Annotated in this window: 17 protein-coding genes and 1 pseudogene; 16 read left to right on the top strand and 2 right to left on the bottom strand. The window is 68.8% G+C overall.

Annotated elements, in window-relative coordinates; genetic code table 11:
- Positions 1-120: 120 nt before the first annotated feature.
- From OG985_RS49765 to OG985_RS49720, 10 genes are all read left to right on the top strand, one after another.
- Positions 121-1,119 carry a bifunctional lytic transglycosylase/C40 family peptidase gene (locus OG985_RS49765; protein ID WP_331718618.1) on the top strand — a complete coding sequence of 333 codons (999 nt, stop codon included), beginning with the start codon at positions 121-123 and terminating at the stop codon, positions 1,117-1,119.
- A gap of 3 nt (positions 1,120-1,122) precedes the next feature.
- A complete protein-coding gene (locus OG985_RS49760; protein WP_331718617.1) occupies positions 1,123-1,398 on the top strand; it encodes a hypothetical protein in 276 nt (91 codons plus the stop codon).
- A 5-nt stretch (positions 1,399-1,403) separates the two neighbouring features.
- Entirely contained in the window at positions 1,404-2,681 is a 1,278-nt protein-coding gene (locus OG985_RS49755) for a hypothetical protein (RefSeq protein WP_331718616.1), read from the top strand.
- Between the two features lie 90 nt (positions 2,682-2,771).
- Positions 2,772-3,845, top strand: coding sequence for a hypothetical protein (locus OG985_RS49750; protein WP_331718615.1), 1,074 nt, complete (start codon positions 2,772-2,774; stop codon positions 3,843-3,845).
- 122 nt (positions 3,846-3,967) lie between these two features.
- A complete protein-coding gene (locus OG985_RS49745; protein WP_371674782.1) occupies positions 3,968-5,947 on the top strand; it encodes a hypothetical protein in 1,980 nt (659 codons plus the stop codon).
- A gap of 478 nt (positions 5,948-6,425) precedes the next feature.
- A complete protein-coding gene (locus tag OG985_RS49740) occupies positions 6,426-6,695 on the top strand; it encodes an RRQRL motif-containing zinc-binding protein (RefSeq protein ID WP_371674781.1) in 270 nt (89 codons plus the stop codon).
- A 30-nt stretch (positions 6,696-6,725) separates the two neighbouring features.
- Entirely contained in the window at positions 6,726-6,956 is a 231-nt protein-coding gene (locus OG985_RS49735; RefSeq protein WP_331718613.1) for a hypothetical protein, read from the top strand.
- 50 nt (positions 6,957-7,006) lie between these two features.
- A complete protein-coding gene (locus OG985_RS49730; RefSeq protein WP_331718612.1) occupies positions 7,007-7,231 on the top strand; it encodes a hypothetical protein in 225 nt (74 codons plus the stop codon).
- Positions 7,232-7,340: 109 nt separating this feature from the next.
- Positions 7,341-7,853, top strand: a complete 513-nt coding sequence (locus tag OG985_RS49725) for a hypothetical protein (RefSeq protein ID WP_331718611.1) — start codon at positions 7,341-7,343, stop codon at positions 7,851-7,853.
- Between the two features lie 210 nt (positions 7,854-8,063).
- Positions 8,064-8,741: a GGDEF domain-containing protein gene (locus OG985_RS49720; protein ID WP_331718610.1), complete on the top strand. Its 678-nt coding sequence runs from the start codon at positions 8,064-8,066 to the stop codon at positions 8,739-8,741.
- Between the two features lie 198 nt (positions 8,742-8,939).
- On the opposite strand, the pseudogene OG985_RS49715 reads toward OG985_RS49720, so the two are convergent.
- Together OG985_RS49715 and OG985_RS49710 are read right to left on the bottom strand one after the other, a co-directional pair.
- Positions 8,940-9,113, bottom strand: a pseudogene (locus OG985_RS49715) (transposase); the annotation flags it as partial.
- The gene (locus OG985_RS49710) at positions 9,113-9,304 is read right to left on the bottom strand and encodes a transposase family protein (protein WP_371674799.1); all 192 of its coding nucleotides are present in this window, start codon (positions 9,302-9,304) and stop codon (positions 9,113-9,115) included. The pseudogene OG985_RS49715 and the gene OG985_RS49710, both read right to left, overlap by 1 nt.
- 571 nt (positions 9,305-9,875) lie before the next feature.
- Here OG985_RS49710 and OG985_RS49705 point away from each other — a divergent pair.
- From OG985_RS49705 to OG985_RS49680, 6 genes are all read left to right on the top strand, one after another.
- Positions 9,876-10,250, top strand: a complete 375-nt coding sequence (locus OG985_RS49705) for a DUF6233 domain-containing protein (RefSeq protein ID WP_331718609.1) — start codon at positions 9,876-9,878, stop codon at positions 10,248-10,250.
- Between the two features lie 471 nt (positions 10,251-10,721).
- Positions 10,722-10,931, top strand: a complete 210-nt coding sequence (locus tag OG985_RS49700) for a DUF6207 family protein (protein WP_331718608.1) — start codon at positions 10,722-10,724, stop codon at positions 10,929-10,931.
- 241 nt (positions 10,932-11,172) lie between these two features.
- Positions 11,173-11,757 carry a hypothetical protein gene (locus OG985_RS49695; RefSeq protein ID WP_331718607.1) on the top strand — a complete coding sequence of 195 codons (585 nt, stop codon included), beginning with the start codon at positions 11,173-11,175 and terminating at the stop codon, positions 11,755-11,757.
- 22 nt (positions 11,758-11,779) lie between these two features.
- Positions 11,780-12,529 (top strand): transposase family protein, encoded by a 750-nt coding sequence (locus tag OG985_RS49690; RefSeq protein WP_331718606.1) that lies wholly within the window; start codon positions 11,780-11,782, stop codon positions 12,527-12,529.
- Positions 12,530-12,609: 80 nt separating this feature from the next.
- Complete coding sequence (locus OG985_RS49685; protein WP_331718605.1) at positions 12,610-13,035, top strand: hypothetical protein; 426 nt, start codon at positions 12,610-12,612, stop codon at positions 13,033-13,035.
- Positions 13,036-13,732: 697 nt separating this feature from the next.
- The gene (locus OG985_RS49680; RefSeq protein WP_371674780.1) at positions 13,733-14,161 is read left to right on the top strand and encodes a transposase; all 429 of its coding nucleotides are present in this window, start codon (positions 13,733-13,735) and stop codon (positions 14,159-14,161) included.
- Positions 14,162-14,355: the final 194 nt, after the last annotated feature.

Below are 14,355 nucleotides of genomic sequence, written 5' to 3'. Positions count from 1 at the left end.
CGTCATGGCACCGGCATGCCGCCTCGCGCATGCCGGTGCCATGACGGTCCCCCGGCGGTCCCTCGTGACGGTCTTGACCAGTGCAAATGATCAAAAACGTCAGGAAGGAGGGAAACCGCGTTGCGAGCCTCTGTAGCCACCACGATCGGCATCGGGGCAATCGTGGCCGTCGTCGCGGCCGCGCTCGTCCAGGCCGCCGGCGACGACCCCGTCATGGGAGCCGCTCTCAGCCTGTCCATCCCCGCCCAATACCGGTCCCTCGTGCAGGACGCAGGAAATACCTGCCCCGAAGTCACACCCAACCTGCTCGGCGCCCTGCTCACACAGGAAAGCGGCTTCAATCCGAAAGCCAGCTCTCCTGTGGGTGCCGAGGGTGTCGCGCAGTTCATGCCGTCCACGTGGGAAAACCACGGCATCGACGGAAACAGCGACGGTAAACGCGACGTGTGGGATCCCGGAGACGCGATCCCCTCCGCCGCGAAATATCTCTGCGACATCGCCAAAGATGTCAAAGGCGTTCCCGGCAATGCGCAGAGCAACATGCTCGCCGCCTACAACGCTGGATCCGGCGCCGTCAAAAAATATGGTGGCGTGCCTCCCTACAAAGAGACACAGAACTACGTCAGGTCGATCTCCGCACTGGCCGGTAAAACCGCAGGTGGCGGAGCGACCGCGACCACAAATCAGGCCGCCGCTGCCATCAGTGCGGCCAGCGGAATGCTCGGCACACCGTATTCATGGGGTGGCGGCAATCCAAGCGGGCCCAGCACGGGAATCTGCTGCTCCCCCAATGGGCACTCCGGAAAGAAAATTGCCGGGTTCGACTGCTCCGGACTCACGCTCTACGCCTACGCGAAAGCAGGCATCAGCCTGCCCCGCACGGCAGCCCAGCAGTACGCCGCATCCGAACCCGTCAAGCCGGGAGATGTACGCCCCGGAGACCTCGTCTTTTACGGCGCCAGTCCCACCAGCATTCACCACGTCGGAATTGCCATCGGGGGCGGATGGATTATCGACGCCCCCCGGCCCGGCACGAACGTCCGCATCGACCCCATGGACACGATGACCGACCTCTACGCCGTCGCCCGCCCCGTACCCCACCACAACAGGGAGATCTGACCCATGCCTAAGTTCACGACCCTCGCCAAGCCCGTCGACATGAGCGGCGGGTTCAAGGACTTCTTCGACACGATCGGCCTGACCGGCGGTGGTCTGGTCACCAAGGGCATCGCCGCCGTGATCGCCGTGATCGCGGTCAGGATGCTGCTGCAGCTGTCCAACGACCCCAAGGGCGCCCTGAGGAAGGGGTCCATGGCGATCGGCACCCTGTTCGTCGCCGTGATCCTCGCGCTCTACGGCGACACCCTGTTCTCCACCGTCACCGAAGCCAAGGGCTGACGCGCATGGCGTACCTGCAAGAGGACCCATGCGACGCCCTCAAGGGCACGCCCGGCTACGAATACTGCGTCAGCGACCACAGCGGCGGGGGCGGCTCTCCCGGCGCCGGCGGGAGCAGTGGCCTCACCGACGGCGCCTCCGACCACGTCAGACGTCTCGCTGACAGCTTGATCAAGAAGATCAACGGCCTGGTTGCACCGAAGGACGCGTGGGCGCCGACGAAGGCCGACAGCGGCGTGTACGCGCAGTTCCTCTGGCTCGGTCAGCATCTGGCCGTTGCGATCTTCGTGTGCGTGGTCGTTGTGTGCGCCCTGACCGCCTGGCAGGGCGCACCCCGCCTGAAGCAGATGGGCGCTTCCACCGGGTGGTCTCTGGCCGCCGTGGCCGGCATGGCGTCGATCCCAGGGGTGGTGATGCTGCTGAACCGGGCCGTGAGTGCCGCGTTCACGGCCGCGTTCGCCAGCGACGAATCCACCCTGTTCGGCGCGATCAGCACCGACATGGAGCATGGAGCGGACGCGGGGAACCCCCTCGCACTCCTGATCATCTTCAGTGCTCTGGTCGTCGCCCTGGCGTTGGCTGCGCTGGTGTTCATGACCCGCCAGCTCGGCATCCTGGTGTTCGTGTGCATGGCTCCCCTCGTGCTGGCGTCGCTGGCACGAGGGGGCGACACATCCGCGGTCAAGGCATGGGCGGGGAGGCTGCTGGGGCTCATGTTCGCCCCGTTCGCGCTGCTACTCCTCGCACCGTTCGTGAAGCTGGCCCAGGGCTCGCTCGTAGTCGACTCTGTCCTGCTGGTTGCTGCGGACGCGTTGATGCTGCGGATGATTTTCCATGGGGTGCCCTACTTCGGTCCCAAGGTCGCCCGCGGCGCCCGGTCGCTGGTGGAACGCCGCACGGACAACCGGCTCGCCCGGGTGGTCGTGCGGGCCGGCGCCCCGGACGTCTACGAGCGCGAGAACGCGCCGCGTGGACTGCGCACGGTGGACACGCCGGGCCGTGCGGTCCATCAGGACCGGGGTGTGCTGTTCGCCGCGTACGGCGTCACCCAGCGCAAGCGCGAGGGCCAGCTGACCACGGCATCCACCATCACCCAGGTCCGTGAACGCGCAGCCCGCACAGCGGAGATCACCCGCGCACGCCAGCAGGCCCGCACAGCTGTCCAGCCGCAGACCCCCGGACCCGCCGCCCCGGCGGCCGGGACCACCCCACCCCGCACGCCGGGCCCCCGGCGTGCTGCCCCGAACCCGCCACCAGGTCCGGGCCAGACAACCAACCCGTAGCCCGTCCGTCTCCCGGGCCCGACGCCCGCCCGCCTATCCGGGTGGGCGCCGAGGCCGGAACCCGGATGGTCCAACCTCGAAGGAGAGCTCGTGTACTCCCTGACTCCCGGCTACCGGATCCCCGCTGTACAGCGCGGACTCAGCCCTTCCGAGACGCTGCTGACGAAGGCGAACGCCGGACTCGGGAGCGCCGTCCTGATGTCGGCAATGCTCACCCCACCACCCGTGTGGACGTTCGGCGCGGTCGGCGCGGCCGCCGCGCTGCTCAACATCGCGCCGGGCCCGCGTTCGCTCAGCCGATGGGCGGCTGTCGGCTATCGGCACCTGCGCGAACGCACGGTGCCCAACACGATGACGGGACGCCCCGGCGCCACCGCGACGTGGGCCGTGTACCCGGACCACGGCACCATGCAGGACGAACAGCGCCGGACCGCGTTCCACGACCAGTTCTCCCGGGCGCTGGCGTTCGCCGGCGGCCAGGCCCGCAGCGCAGGCGTCCAGGTCCACGTCACCCATCACGCGGCGAACGGCGATCACACCGCCCACACGCAGACGGTCTCCGTCCACGTGCCCAAGGGCCTGGCCGGTCAGCCGGACCGTGTCCTGGACACGCTCGCGGGTGAGTTCGCCGCGCTCGGCGCCCTCATGCCCATCACGCCGGATCCAATCCCTGCTATCGCCGATCGCGGCGCGGGCTGGGTCGCGTTGGACGACGGACGGTTCGCTGCCACGGCCCGGATCACGTCCTGGCCCGAGGAAACCGACGGCGACCTCATGCCGAAGATGCTGCTCGGCACAGACGCAGACCGCTCGTTCGCCGTCCTCTACCGGCCGCTGCCGGTAGGCCAGTCCCGCCGATCCGCAAAGTGGCAGCGCGCCGCGAGCGAGGCGTTCACCACCGACAAGGTCAAGCAGGACGCCCACGATCTGGCCAGCGGGACCACCCATGGCGCCCTGGTCCAGGGCGCGACGCTCGTGGACATCGACGCCTACCTGACGGTGTGGGGCGACAGCCCTGAGGCTGTCACCGACGCCCGCTGGCAGGCCTCTCTCGCCGCCGACCGGCACCGCATCCGTCTCGACTGGCTCGCTGGCCAGCAGCACCGCGCTCACGTGATGACCACCCCGCACGGGGCCTCCACCAGGAAAGGGGCGATCCTCTGATGATCCGCCTGCCCTCCAACCACGCCGCGATCACGGCGCCGCTTGTCGCGTCCAGCACCCGGTTTCCCGGCGTTCCGATCGGCCGGTCGCTGCTGGACGGGCGCCTCTTCCACCTCTCCCCCGTGCTGACCGACACGGCCGTCCTGCCCGCCACGAACAGCCTGGCCCTGGGTGGTCTCGGCTCCGGCAAGTCCTCGACGGCGAAGGCGCGGATCCGACGCGAGATCCTCCACCATGCCCACCAGGCCGTCATCATCGACTCCTTCGGCGAGGACAGTGCCGGCGGCGAATGGGCGCCGCTGGTCCGCTCCCTAGGAGGCAGAGTCATCGAGGCCGGCACTTTCACCCTCAACCCGGTCAGCACGCTCTTCCCGCCGGGGGTCCGCGAGCAGCTGATCCGCTCGCTGATCCTGGCTGTTGAGCCCGGCGCCCTCACCCACCAGGCCACTCACGCACTCCAGCACGCGCTGACCCACCCGAAGGCGACATCGCTGACCGGTCTGGTGGACGCCCTGGTCACCCCTGAAAACGGCCGGTGGCCCGCCACCAAGCTCAGTGAGTGGGGCGAGGGCGCAGCGATCGCCCTGTCCCGCTACACGGAGGGCTCGCTCCGCGGCCTGTTTGACGGCCAGGACGCGAGCCTCCCCGAGACGAACCTTCCGATCCTGTCCTTCGACTTCTCCGCCCTGGACCGCAACTCCCCGGCGATTCCGTCGCTGATGGCCGCGGTGTCGTGCTGGGCAGAGCAGGTGTGGCTGCGCCAGTCGACCGCCGTGCACCGGCACCTGGTCCTCGAGGAGGCGTGGCAGATTCTGCTGTCCCCAGCCACGAGCGAGCTGATCCAGCGGCTGCTGAAGAACTCCCGCAAGGCCGCGCTGAGTTTGGACGTGGTGATGCACACGCTGTCCGACCTCGGTGAGGGCAGGGCGCAGGACCTGGCGCGGCTGTGCGAGATCGCCCACGTCGGACGCCTCGGTCCCGAAGAGGCGGCCATCGTCGGTTCACTGCTCGGTCTGCCCGCCTGGGCTGTCGAAAAGATCCCGGCGCTCGATCCGGGACAGGCCGTATGGAAGGTCGGTCCGGACCACGTCGACATCATCCAGACCGTCCTCAGCGAAGAGGAAGCCACACTCACCGACACATCCTCGCGCCGCCGCAAGGCGCAGCAGGCCCTGAGCATCGAGATCGAGCAGGACGATGAGACACAGACGGAGATCGGTGGCGCCGTCGCCTGGGACTGGGACATGCCGTCCAACGTCATCGACATCTGCCACTTCGGCCTTGCCCGACACGAGACAGTTTTGAAGGCCGCGCTGGCCGGCCGGTTCGACGAGGCCGCTCAACTGGCTGCCGTCGGCGAGCGAGAGGACATCACCTCCCACGGCCTCAACTCCACCCAGGCACTTGCGTGGTTGGAGACCCGTGCGCAAGTGGCAGAACTGCGCGGTGACCCCGGACAGGCAGCGCAACTGCGCGCTACCGTCGCCCGCATGGGCAACGAGGCGGACTGGTTCGACAAGAGCGGCGACAGCACGTCCCCGGCCTGGCATAGCGTGCCGCAGCCGCCCGCACCCGCCCTGCTGACTCCTGACGAGAGGCAGCCCGCACCGACGCGTCGGCGGGCTTGGCCCTACGTCGCTGCTATCGCGGCGTTGTCCATCACGGCAGTCGGCGTGTGGCAGCACGCCAATGATGAACAGCACACCCAGGAGCGCCAGCAGAAAGCCGCCGCGTACAAGGGACGGTCCGGAGCGGCAGTCCGCATCGACGGCGTTCACGCGGACGTGGTGGCGCAATGGAACAGCGCCAGGGACCACGTCGTAGTGGAACTGCGCTCCTACTTCGACCGCAACGCCAAGTATCTGCGGATCGATGCCTCAGGGAAAAGCGCTCAAAGTGCTCGAGGGGATGACAGGTGGTACCCCAAGACCCCTGAGCTTTCGCTTCCGGTAGAGGACCCGCTCGCGGACGTGACAGTGCGAATCGCGATCGGCGGAAAAAGCTGGAAGGAAGGCTCGCGGGCAGACTTCCGTAGCGTCCGATTGTCTCCGAGCGGGATTGCCTACGACGCAGAAACCGGAGACGAGCTGCCTCCTGACTGACGCAATCTCCCTTCTAGCGGCGACGGCCCGCCCCCTTCCCGGGTGCGGGCCGTCAGCCTGTCCTCTCACCTTCCAGGTGCTCCGCCTGGCTCCCGCCCTGCCCCGATCGGCGCGGTTTTGCGAGGACCGAACAGGCCGCCCGGCCACCTGCCCCACCCGCCTTCCGCGCCCGCCGACGAAAACGCCGGCGGGCGCAGTGCTGCCCCGCCCAACCTGTTGGAGGAGATCACGCGTGCTCATTTCCCGCCCGCGCCGCCGGATCGGCCGGCCCCCGCTACCCGCACCGCCCCGACCGCCTGCCCGGCACCTGGAGTGCGTGATGGGTAGCCGGCCGAAGGAGGAACTGGTCGACGTCGACGTCTACGACGACGGAATCGACCGGTTCCCGTTACGACTGGGGCCAGGCCCCGAAAGGGCTAGCCACGCGCCGCCAGTTACGTGCTTTGGGTCTTTGCGCCCCGGCGGCCAGGACCCCGTCGTGGAGGTCACCTGGCGCGGTGGCCGCAGGGTGGCCTACTTCTACCGCATCGACCTGGCGAAGCCGGTACGGCCGATGACGCTGGCCAAGGAAGCAGCGCTCGATCGCGCGATGGCAGCGAGACAGACCTGTCCCCGGTGCCGCCGACGCTATGACGCGTGCTTGCCGCTGCGCACCCTCGGCATGTGCTTGGAGTGTTTCGACGGAACCCCCGCCGCCCCCGGCACCTACACCCTCCCCGCTGACACCACCCATCACCTCGCCGCCTGATCAACGAGCTGGCCGAAGGAGTAGTCACCCATGGCTCTTGCCTGGTCTTCCCGCACCCCATCCGCGCCCACCGCCACGGCGGGCCTCGACACGGCCACCGTCGACGCGGACCAGAACCTGGACGCCGCCTGCGCTACGGTGGCGGGCGTTTCCGCCCGCACCGACGGCAAGGCCTCCCTGCTGCTCGCTTTCAACGGCGCCGTCCTGGCCGGCCTCGCGTCCGTTGCCGACCCGCACCTGCCGCCGCTCCCCGGGCCTTAGGTGAGGTCGCTGTCCTGGCTCTGGCCGCGGCCGCTGTCCTGCTGCTCCTGGTGGTCCGGCCCCGCCTGGGCGGCGATGGACGCGCATCGTTTCCGTGGGCCGGCCTGGACGACGACCACGAGATCGTCGCCTGCATGCAGGGCGACACTCGTGCCGCCCGTATCCGGGTGTTGTCCCGGATTGCGGTCGGCAAGTACCGCCAGCTGCGCGCGGTCGACCTGAGTCTCGCCGCTCTCGCCCTGCTCCTGCTGGCTGGCGCCAGTGCCCTGATCTGACGGTCCTCCCTCCCGCCTCGCTCTATCCAGTGCTGTCACTGGCGTGGGCGGGGCCGGGCGGTGGACCGGACAGTCCGGCCCGGCACAACGAACCGACTGGGAGACCCGAATGACGGACACCCTGCACAGCCCAGCCCGCGCGTACGGCGCGGACTCCCCGCTCGCCTACCTGCTGGATCTCGCCGACCAGGAGGGTGGCGCCCCCACCGATCAGGAGCAGCGCGACGACGCCGAGACTGCGGCCGCGCACCACGTCTACGCCTACTCCCTCGAGCAGGTCGTCGACGCGGTGGCGTGGCACGGGTATCCGGCTGTCCTCGAGGCCGGTCGCCGCGGGTGGGAGGCGTCGGCGGTGGCGTGGCTGGACGGCGGCCTGTGGCTGCACCACACGCTGCGCATCAGCGAGGCCGACGGTGCGAGTGACGTGCTCACCCTGATCGTGCCGTGTACGTGCGGCCGTGGCTACGTCGACATCGGCCTCGACTCCGAGGACGTCCTCATGGACATCCTCACGGAGCTCCGGCCCACCTGCGGCCGCTCCCCGCACGACGACCGGGACCCGCTCGACTGCGCCAGCGTGAAAACCGTGCCGCACATCGGCCCCGCCAGCTCCTGGCGGTAGCGGGACCCGGGACGGCCGCAGCATCGGCAAGGCGCATCGACCGCCCCGGGCGCTCCCATCCCCATCACAAGACAGAAGCACCATCCAGCATGCCCGACCTGCGGTCGGACCGGAATCGAATGATCAACGCGAAAGGCGCACCCTCCGCCTGCACAGCACCGGGTGCGCCTTCCTCATGCCCCGCCCCGAAGGGCGAGAACAGGAGCCATCATGCCCGCCCCCACTGCATTACGTCAGCGGTCCCGCACACTGATCATCGCGGCCACCGTGCCGCTCGCGCTGACCGCGCTGCTCGCCGACAACGTCCGCGTGCGCCGCCAGCTGGACGCCGCCCGCAAGGACCCGCTGACCGGACTGCCCGGCCGCGACGCCCTCACCGACCGCACCGAACGCCTCGCCCGCACACGCCGCGAGCAGCTGCACGTCCTGGTCGCCGACGCCGACGGACTGAAGGCCGTCAACGACAGCCTCGGACACGCAGCCGGCGACACCCTCATCGCCGCCACCGGCCATCGCATCGGCGCATGGGCCGCCGCCCGCGGAGGCATCGCCGCACGCCTGGGAGGCGACGAATTCGCCGCCGCTGTTCTGCTGCCGCCCACCGCGACCGCGCGGGAGATCGCCGCGCTGCTCAAGCAGCTGGAGCAGCCCCTCGACCACGCCGGACACCCCCTGCACCCGGCCGTGTCGATCGGCATCGCGCGCGCTATCGACCTGCCCGAGACGGCCGGCGCTGCCCGCCTGCTGCGCGGCGCCGACATGGCCATGTACCGCGTCAAGACCCGCGAGAAGCCGGCCGGCTACACGGCGACCCGGCAGGACGCCTACACGCCCACGGTGCACGGACGCCGCCCCGGCCGCCCCGGCACCCACCTGACCATCGGATGACCGACCCCCGCAAGGAGCCGCTGTTCGAGCCGGGACTGGTCCCGGCTCCCGGCAGCCTCCTGGACTGGCGCGACAGTCGGCACTTCGACCGCTGGCAGGACCGCCCCTGCGCGCTGTGCGCCAAGCCCACGCGTGCAGGACGCGCTTGCGCAGGAGGTCGAAGTTGGCGCGGCCGAACATCTGGCGCTTCAGCATCTTGATCTTGTTATTGTGGCCTTCGACGGCGCCGGAGCTGTAGCGCAGGCTCAGGCCGGCGACGACGGCGTCGAGGTCTTGTTCGAGGCCGGTCGCGAAGGTCCGCAGGGCCGGGATCGAGTCGGCCTGCACTTGTGCGATCCAGTCCTTGAGCCGGTGTCCGTGGCGGTTGTTCATCAACTCGGCGCCTTGGAGCAGGCCTGTTGGTGGCAGCGGAACCGGCGCACCTGTAACTCGATGATCACGCGACGTTGACCAGTTGCAGTGTCGTCCAGGCGGCGTACGTAGCGACTGTGTACCCGTGTCGAGCTGGTCCCGCAGCCCGGACATGGCGCTCGGCCGGACCTCGCGGCGGCTTGGACGGTCACCAACTCGCCGCGGACGGCGATGGCGTCGAGCACGACGTCATCAGCGTGGTGGAACCAAAGGTCTTGGAGGAGCGCGTCAGTCACGAGGGTTCATGATCTCGGTTTCGGTGACCCTCCGTGGCCCTGGCACGGAAAGTGATCCAGAACCACTTTTCAGGAGTCGCCGACACCCACCCGACCTCACCTGAAAGGACCAGTCTGCCCAGGCCGCGATGGCACTCCCCCCTCCCCCAGAGTCCTGTTCATCCTCGGGGCAGCTGCCTCACCGGAGTGGAGAGCCGCATCCAGGCCTGCACGTGGCCGCCCGCCACCTGGCCCCCTCCGGCTTCCAGCGCGAGATCTCCGTCCTCGCCGCGCCGCTGACCGACCACGGCCCCAGCGCACCGATGCGCAGTTTCTGCCCATCTCAGGAGTAACGCAGGGAGAACGCTGGAGGCCGACCATGACCCCGACCACGGTTTCGCCCCGTCGGGGTGTTGTGCCGGCAGGGCGGCCACTCAGTGAAGCGACACCGGCGGACACGCGCCGGGTGATGGCTCATGTGGTGGCCCATACACCTAGAATCGGAAACATGTTCGATGACCTGCCGCCGGACCTCGCCAGGCTGCTCACCCTGCGGGTGTGGCACACCATGTGGCTGCAGCGCATCGACAGCCAAATCGCCGCTGTCCAGCAGCGGGAGGCCGAACAGGAACACGGCTGTACGAACCGGCCCGCAGAGCCAGACTGGATCGTGGAGCTCGGCATCGGCGCCGGCCGCCCGCCCATCGAAGTCCACATCGGCGGCTGCTACGCGGCAGGCAAACGCCGGCGCCCCATACCCCGCGACGAAGCACGCCGACTCCTGGCCGCCGACGTGCGCGCCTGCGGCCACTGCCAGCCCGACAACGCCCTGGACATCCCCGACTTACCCGCTGGCCCGGCCTCCCCCACCGCGATGCACTGACCGGCACCCCGCCCCTTCCGTCGCGGTGATCCACCCGCCCGACACCCGCGACAGGACACCCCGCTGACCGCCGCTCCCCCGCCACCGCCGATCAGCGAGCCCGACCCCTCCACCTTCACCTGCTCCAGCGGCCTGGTCGGCCTGTGCTCTGGCTGCCAGCGCCACACCCACAAGTACGGCGCCAGCGGCCTGTCCTTGTGCCAGTGGTGCATGGACCCGTCCAGAAGAACTGGGGCACCACGTCCGCTTCACCAGCAACCGACCGTAGACGCGCTCGGCAACCAACGATGTCTACCCGAAGCACTCCCCCGCGTACTTCGGGCAGGGTGAGGCCCGTAGAGGAACTGGGGCCCGGCTGTGCCCACGTACATATCCAGCTGGTGCGTCACCCCCGCAGCGCTACACCAGCTCGGTCGGGTGAAGCAGCACGGATCTGCGAACTGCCGTCGCTTCAGCCGCGTTGTGGCGGGCATGAGACCGATCAATGAGGCGCACCCGGCGGAGCCGGGTCTGGCCGTGGTGGAGATCGCGGCCGCCGACGATGCCACCGCCTTCGCCGTCCAGGAGCTGCTCGCCGCACGATGCGTCATCGCACCGGCAGACGCCACCATGCGAGAGCCAGGCGAGATCGGTATCCGGCTGCGCTTCTTCCTGGATCTACGCCAGCAGCCCGATACATAGCCGTCAGGCCCGCCGGCCGGGCGAACGACACCGCCCCGGGCGGTCAGGAGACCAGGGGCATGTGCGAATAATGCGCAAGGCCAGTGAGGTGCCCCAACGCGCTGACCTGCTGTGGTCGGGGTGACAGGCGGGGGTGCCCAGACCGTGGTCAGGCCCGTGGTCGGGGTACGTGCGCCGCCGGATTGCGGACGGACGATCTTGGTGAGACATGGGCCTGTGACCTGGACGCTGCCAGAGGCCGATGCTCGCCACCCCCGTGCCCAACCCCACTCTGCGGCCCGGATGGGCCGCAGAACCGAAATGGGACGGCTTCCGGGCCCTGCTCTCCATCGACGCGGATCGGGTCGTGCTGCGCTCCAGGCGCGGCACCGAGATGCTGTCGGCGTTCCCGGAGATCGGGGCCGAGGCCGCGCAGCTGCCGGACGCGACCGCGCCGGACGGTGAGTTGGTCGTCTGGGACGCCGCGGGCCGGCTCGCCTTCGAGCAGCTGCAGCACCGGCTCCAGCGCCGGGGCGCCCAGGCGGCCCGGGCCGCGGGCGAGTGGCCGGCCCATTTCGTTGCCTTCGATCTGCTGCGGCTGTCGGGCACCGATACGACCAGCTGGCCTTATCGGCGGCGCAGGGCCGCGCTGGAGTCGGTGTTCGCCGACCGTCGGCTGTCGGCGCCGTGGGTGCTGTGCCCGTCGACCACCGAGGCCGACACCGTCCGCGAGTGGCTGACCTGGAGCCTTTTTCACTTGTACGGCCTGCGGGTGAGCGTCGGTGAAGTGTTGACGGTGGCGTGCCGAACGGGGCATCCCGTTGGTTTGGAGAGTCGCCAGGCATAACCTTCACCTGCGGAGATGCCCCGTGTTCTCCTATCCTGCCGGATGCGATGTCGATCCGGAGCTCCTGGAGCTGGTCACGATGGTGATCGCGTCCTGTGAAGCCGGCCGGCGCTGCAGACTGCGTCCGTACGACCGGGCCCGGTGCACCCTGGTCTACCTGCGCAAGCACGACACCCTCGAACAGATCGCCGCAGGCTTCGGCATCAGCACGGCCACCGCCTGGCGCTACGTGAACCACACGATCGGGCAACTTGCGGAGCACGCGCCGTCGTTGACCGAGGCGCTCACCAGTCATCACACGGACGGCTACGTGCTGCTGGATGGCACCGTCGCGGAGACCGACCGGGTCCAGGCGCCGGGGCACTTCTCCGGCAAGGTCCGCCGCGAGGGCGTGAATCTGCAGGTCATTGCGGCAGAAGAGGGCAAACTGCTGTGGATGTCACCCGCCCTTCCGGGCGGCACCCACGATGTGACGGCCGCCCGCGAGCACGCCATCGTCGACACCTGCGCGCGACTGGACCTCGAGATCCTCGCGGACAAAGGGTACGTCGGGGCCGGCGGCACTGTGATCACCCCGATCAAACGACGGCCCGGAACTGAACTGCCCGACAAGCACAAGACGTCGAACAAGGTCCACGCCGCACTGCGTGCTCCCGTCGAGCGAACCATCTCCCGGATCAAGCAGTGGCGGATCTTCCGGCATGCCCGCGTCAGTCCGAACAGACTCACGTCAGTAGCTGCCGCGATCCTCACCCTCATGATCTACACGTGAAAAAGGCTCCTGGTCGTCGGTCGGCATGGAAGGCGCGTCTTCAAGCAGCTCGAGGATTTCTACCACCCGTCAGCGAGAGGGTGGTTGAAGTACAAACCGCGCGAGACCACCGAGGCAGTCGTCGGCCGGTCACCGGCACCCTCACCGCGCCCCGCACCCTGCTGCTGGGCCGGTACGACGACAACGGCCACCTGCAGTACGCCGGCCGCACTGCCACGCTCACCCAGGCGGCCGGCAGCGCAGTCGGCGGACTGCTCGCCCCGGCAGGACCCGGTCATCCCTGGACGGACTGGTCCTTCTCCGCCGGGTGGGGCAGCCGCGAGAAACTGGACGTCACCCTGGTGAACCCCAAGCTGATGGTCGAAGTCAGCATCGACGTCCCCCGCGATGCTGCCGGCCGGTGGCGCCACCCCGCACGCTTCCACCGCGCCCGCCCCGACCTCACCCCCACCGGAGGTCGCCGCCGCACAGACGGCGGCACCCGGTGGCCCCGCCGACACGACTGAGCACGCCTCCCGCCGACAACTATCCGACTGTGCTCGGTCGTCCCCTTCGGAATTGCCACACCCGAGTCCTGCACCGTCCCCGACTCCGCCCCAACTGGCCTCACCGCGGCCACGGCGTCACCACGGAGAACCAGGTCGGCTGGTTGGTCGCTTGAGGAGAGCCCAGCTGAAGAGGCGCCCTTGCTCCTTTTCTCGCCGCTCCTGTTCTACGTCCCAGTCGCTACGGGGGAATGAGCGCTGTGCGACATAGACAGGCTCTCGGAGTGCGGGCCCGCATACCCCCACGACCTCCCATCCGTTTAGCCCGAAGCGGTCAAGTGATACCTCAACGGGGCGCCACTCGTTCTCCTTCTCCCACCACTTCTCCTCCACTCGTACCCACAGGTACTCCCAGCGCTGAACGTCAGCCATGAAAGCTTTATGCCCGCTTGGTGAATCTTTGTGAATAATGTCCGCCGTTTGCTGCGCCGTTCCAGTCACTGACAGCCCCAAACTGCGCTGCCCTAGCGGTCCGCTCGCGTCGACGCAGGGTCGGCGACCGGTCGGACGTGTTCGCGAGCATCCGACGGACGGTCTCCGGATGCCAGTGCTCCCCACGTTTCGGGCGGAACCCTTCGACTTCGAGCGTGGCCGCGACCTCCATCAGGTCCAGCTCGGACTTAGAAGTCATCTCATTTGGCTGGGTAAGCTGCCAGTCGTGGCGAGGATCGTTGAGCGGCTGGTGCCGGATGAGTTGTGGGAGCTGTTCCAGCGGGTGGTGCCGGAGGCGCCATCGCGGCCCCAGGGTGGCGGCCGGCGTCGGCACGGCGACCGCGAAGTGCTGGCCGCAATCGTCTTCGTGGCGACATCAGGCTGCACGTGGCAGCAGTTGCCGACCGCGTCGTTCGGGCCGTCCGGAGCGACGGCTCACCGGCGATTCACCGAGTGGACGAAGGCCCGGGTGTGGGCCAAACTCCACCGTCTGGTCCTCGACGAACTCGGATCCCGCGGCGAGTTGGACTGGTCCCGGTGCGCGATCGACTCGGTCAACATCCTGAGTTCCGCAGAACTCCCGTCACCTAGAGCTACAAAATGTGAGCTGACCAGGGAGGATGTGGCGAGGCATAGCGAGAAGGCGTGTCACTAGGCGCTGACATTCTCGCTGGTCAGCGCGTTAACGACCGCCAAATAGCCTCTTGATGCTGAGGGTTGCCCTCACGCTACTCGATCACGTAGCGCACTTCGAGTCCCGGCGCACTACATCGAACTGGGCCCACAAAAGGGACGTTAGGTGGCGGAACTCCTCCACTTCTCACGGCATTACTGGAGGGACGCGCCTGC

Origin of the sequence: Streptomyces sp. NBC_00289 (assembly GCF_041435115.1) — a bacterium.
Taxonomy (GTDB): Bacteria; Actinomycetota; Actinomycetes; order Streptomycetales; family Streptomycetaceae; genus Streptomyces.
The sequence above is the reverse complement of the archived record's forward strand: the minus strand, read 5'-3'. Positions and strand labels throughout refer to the sequence as shown.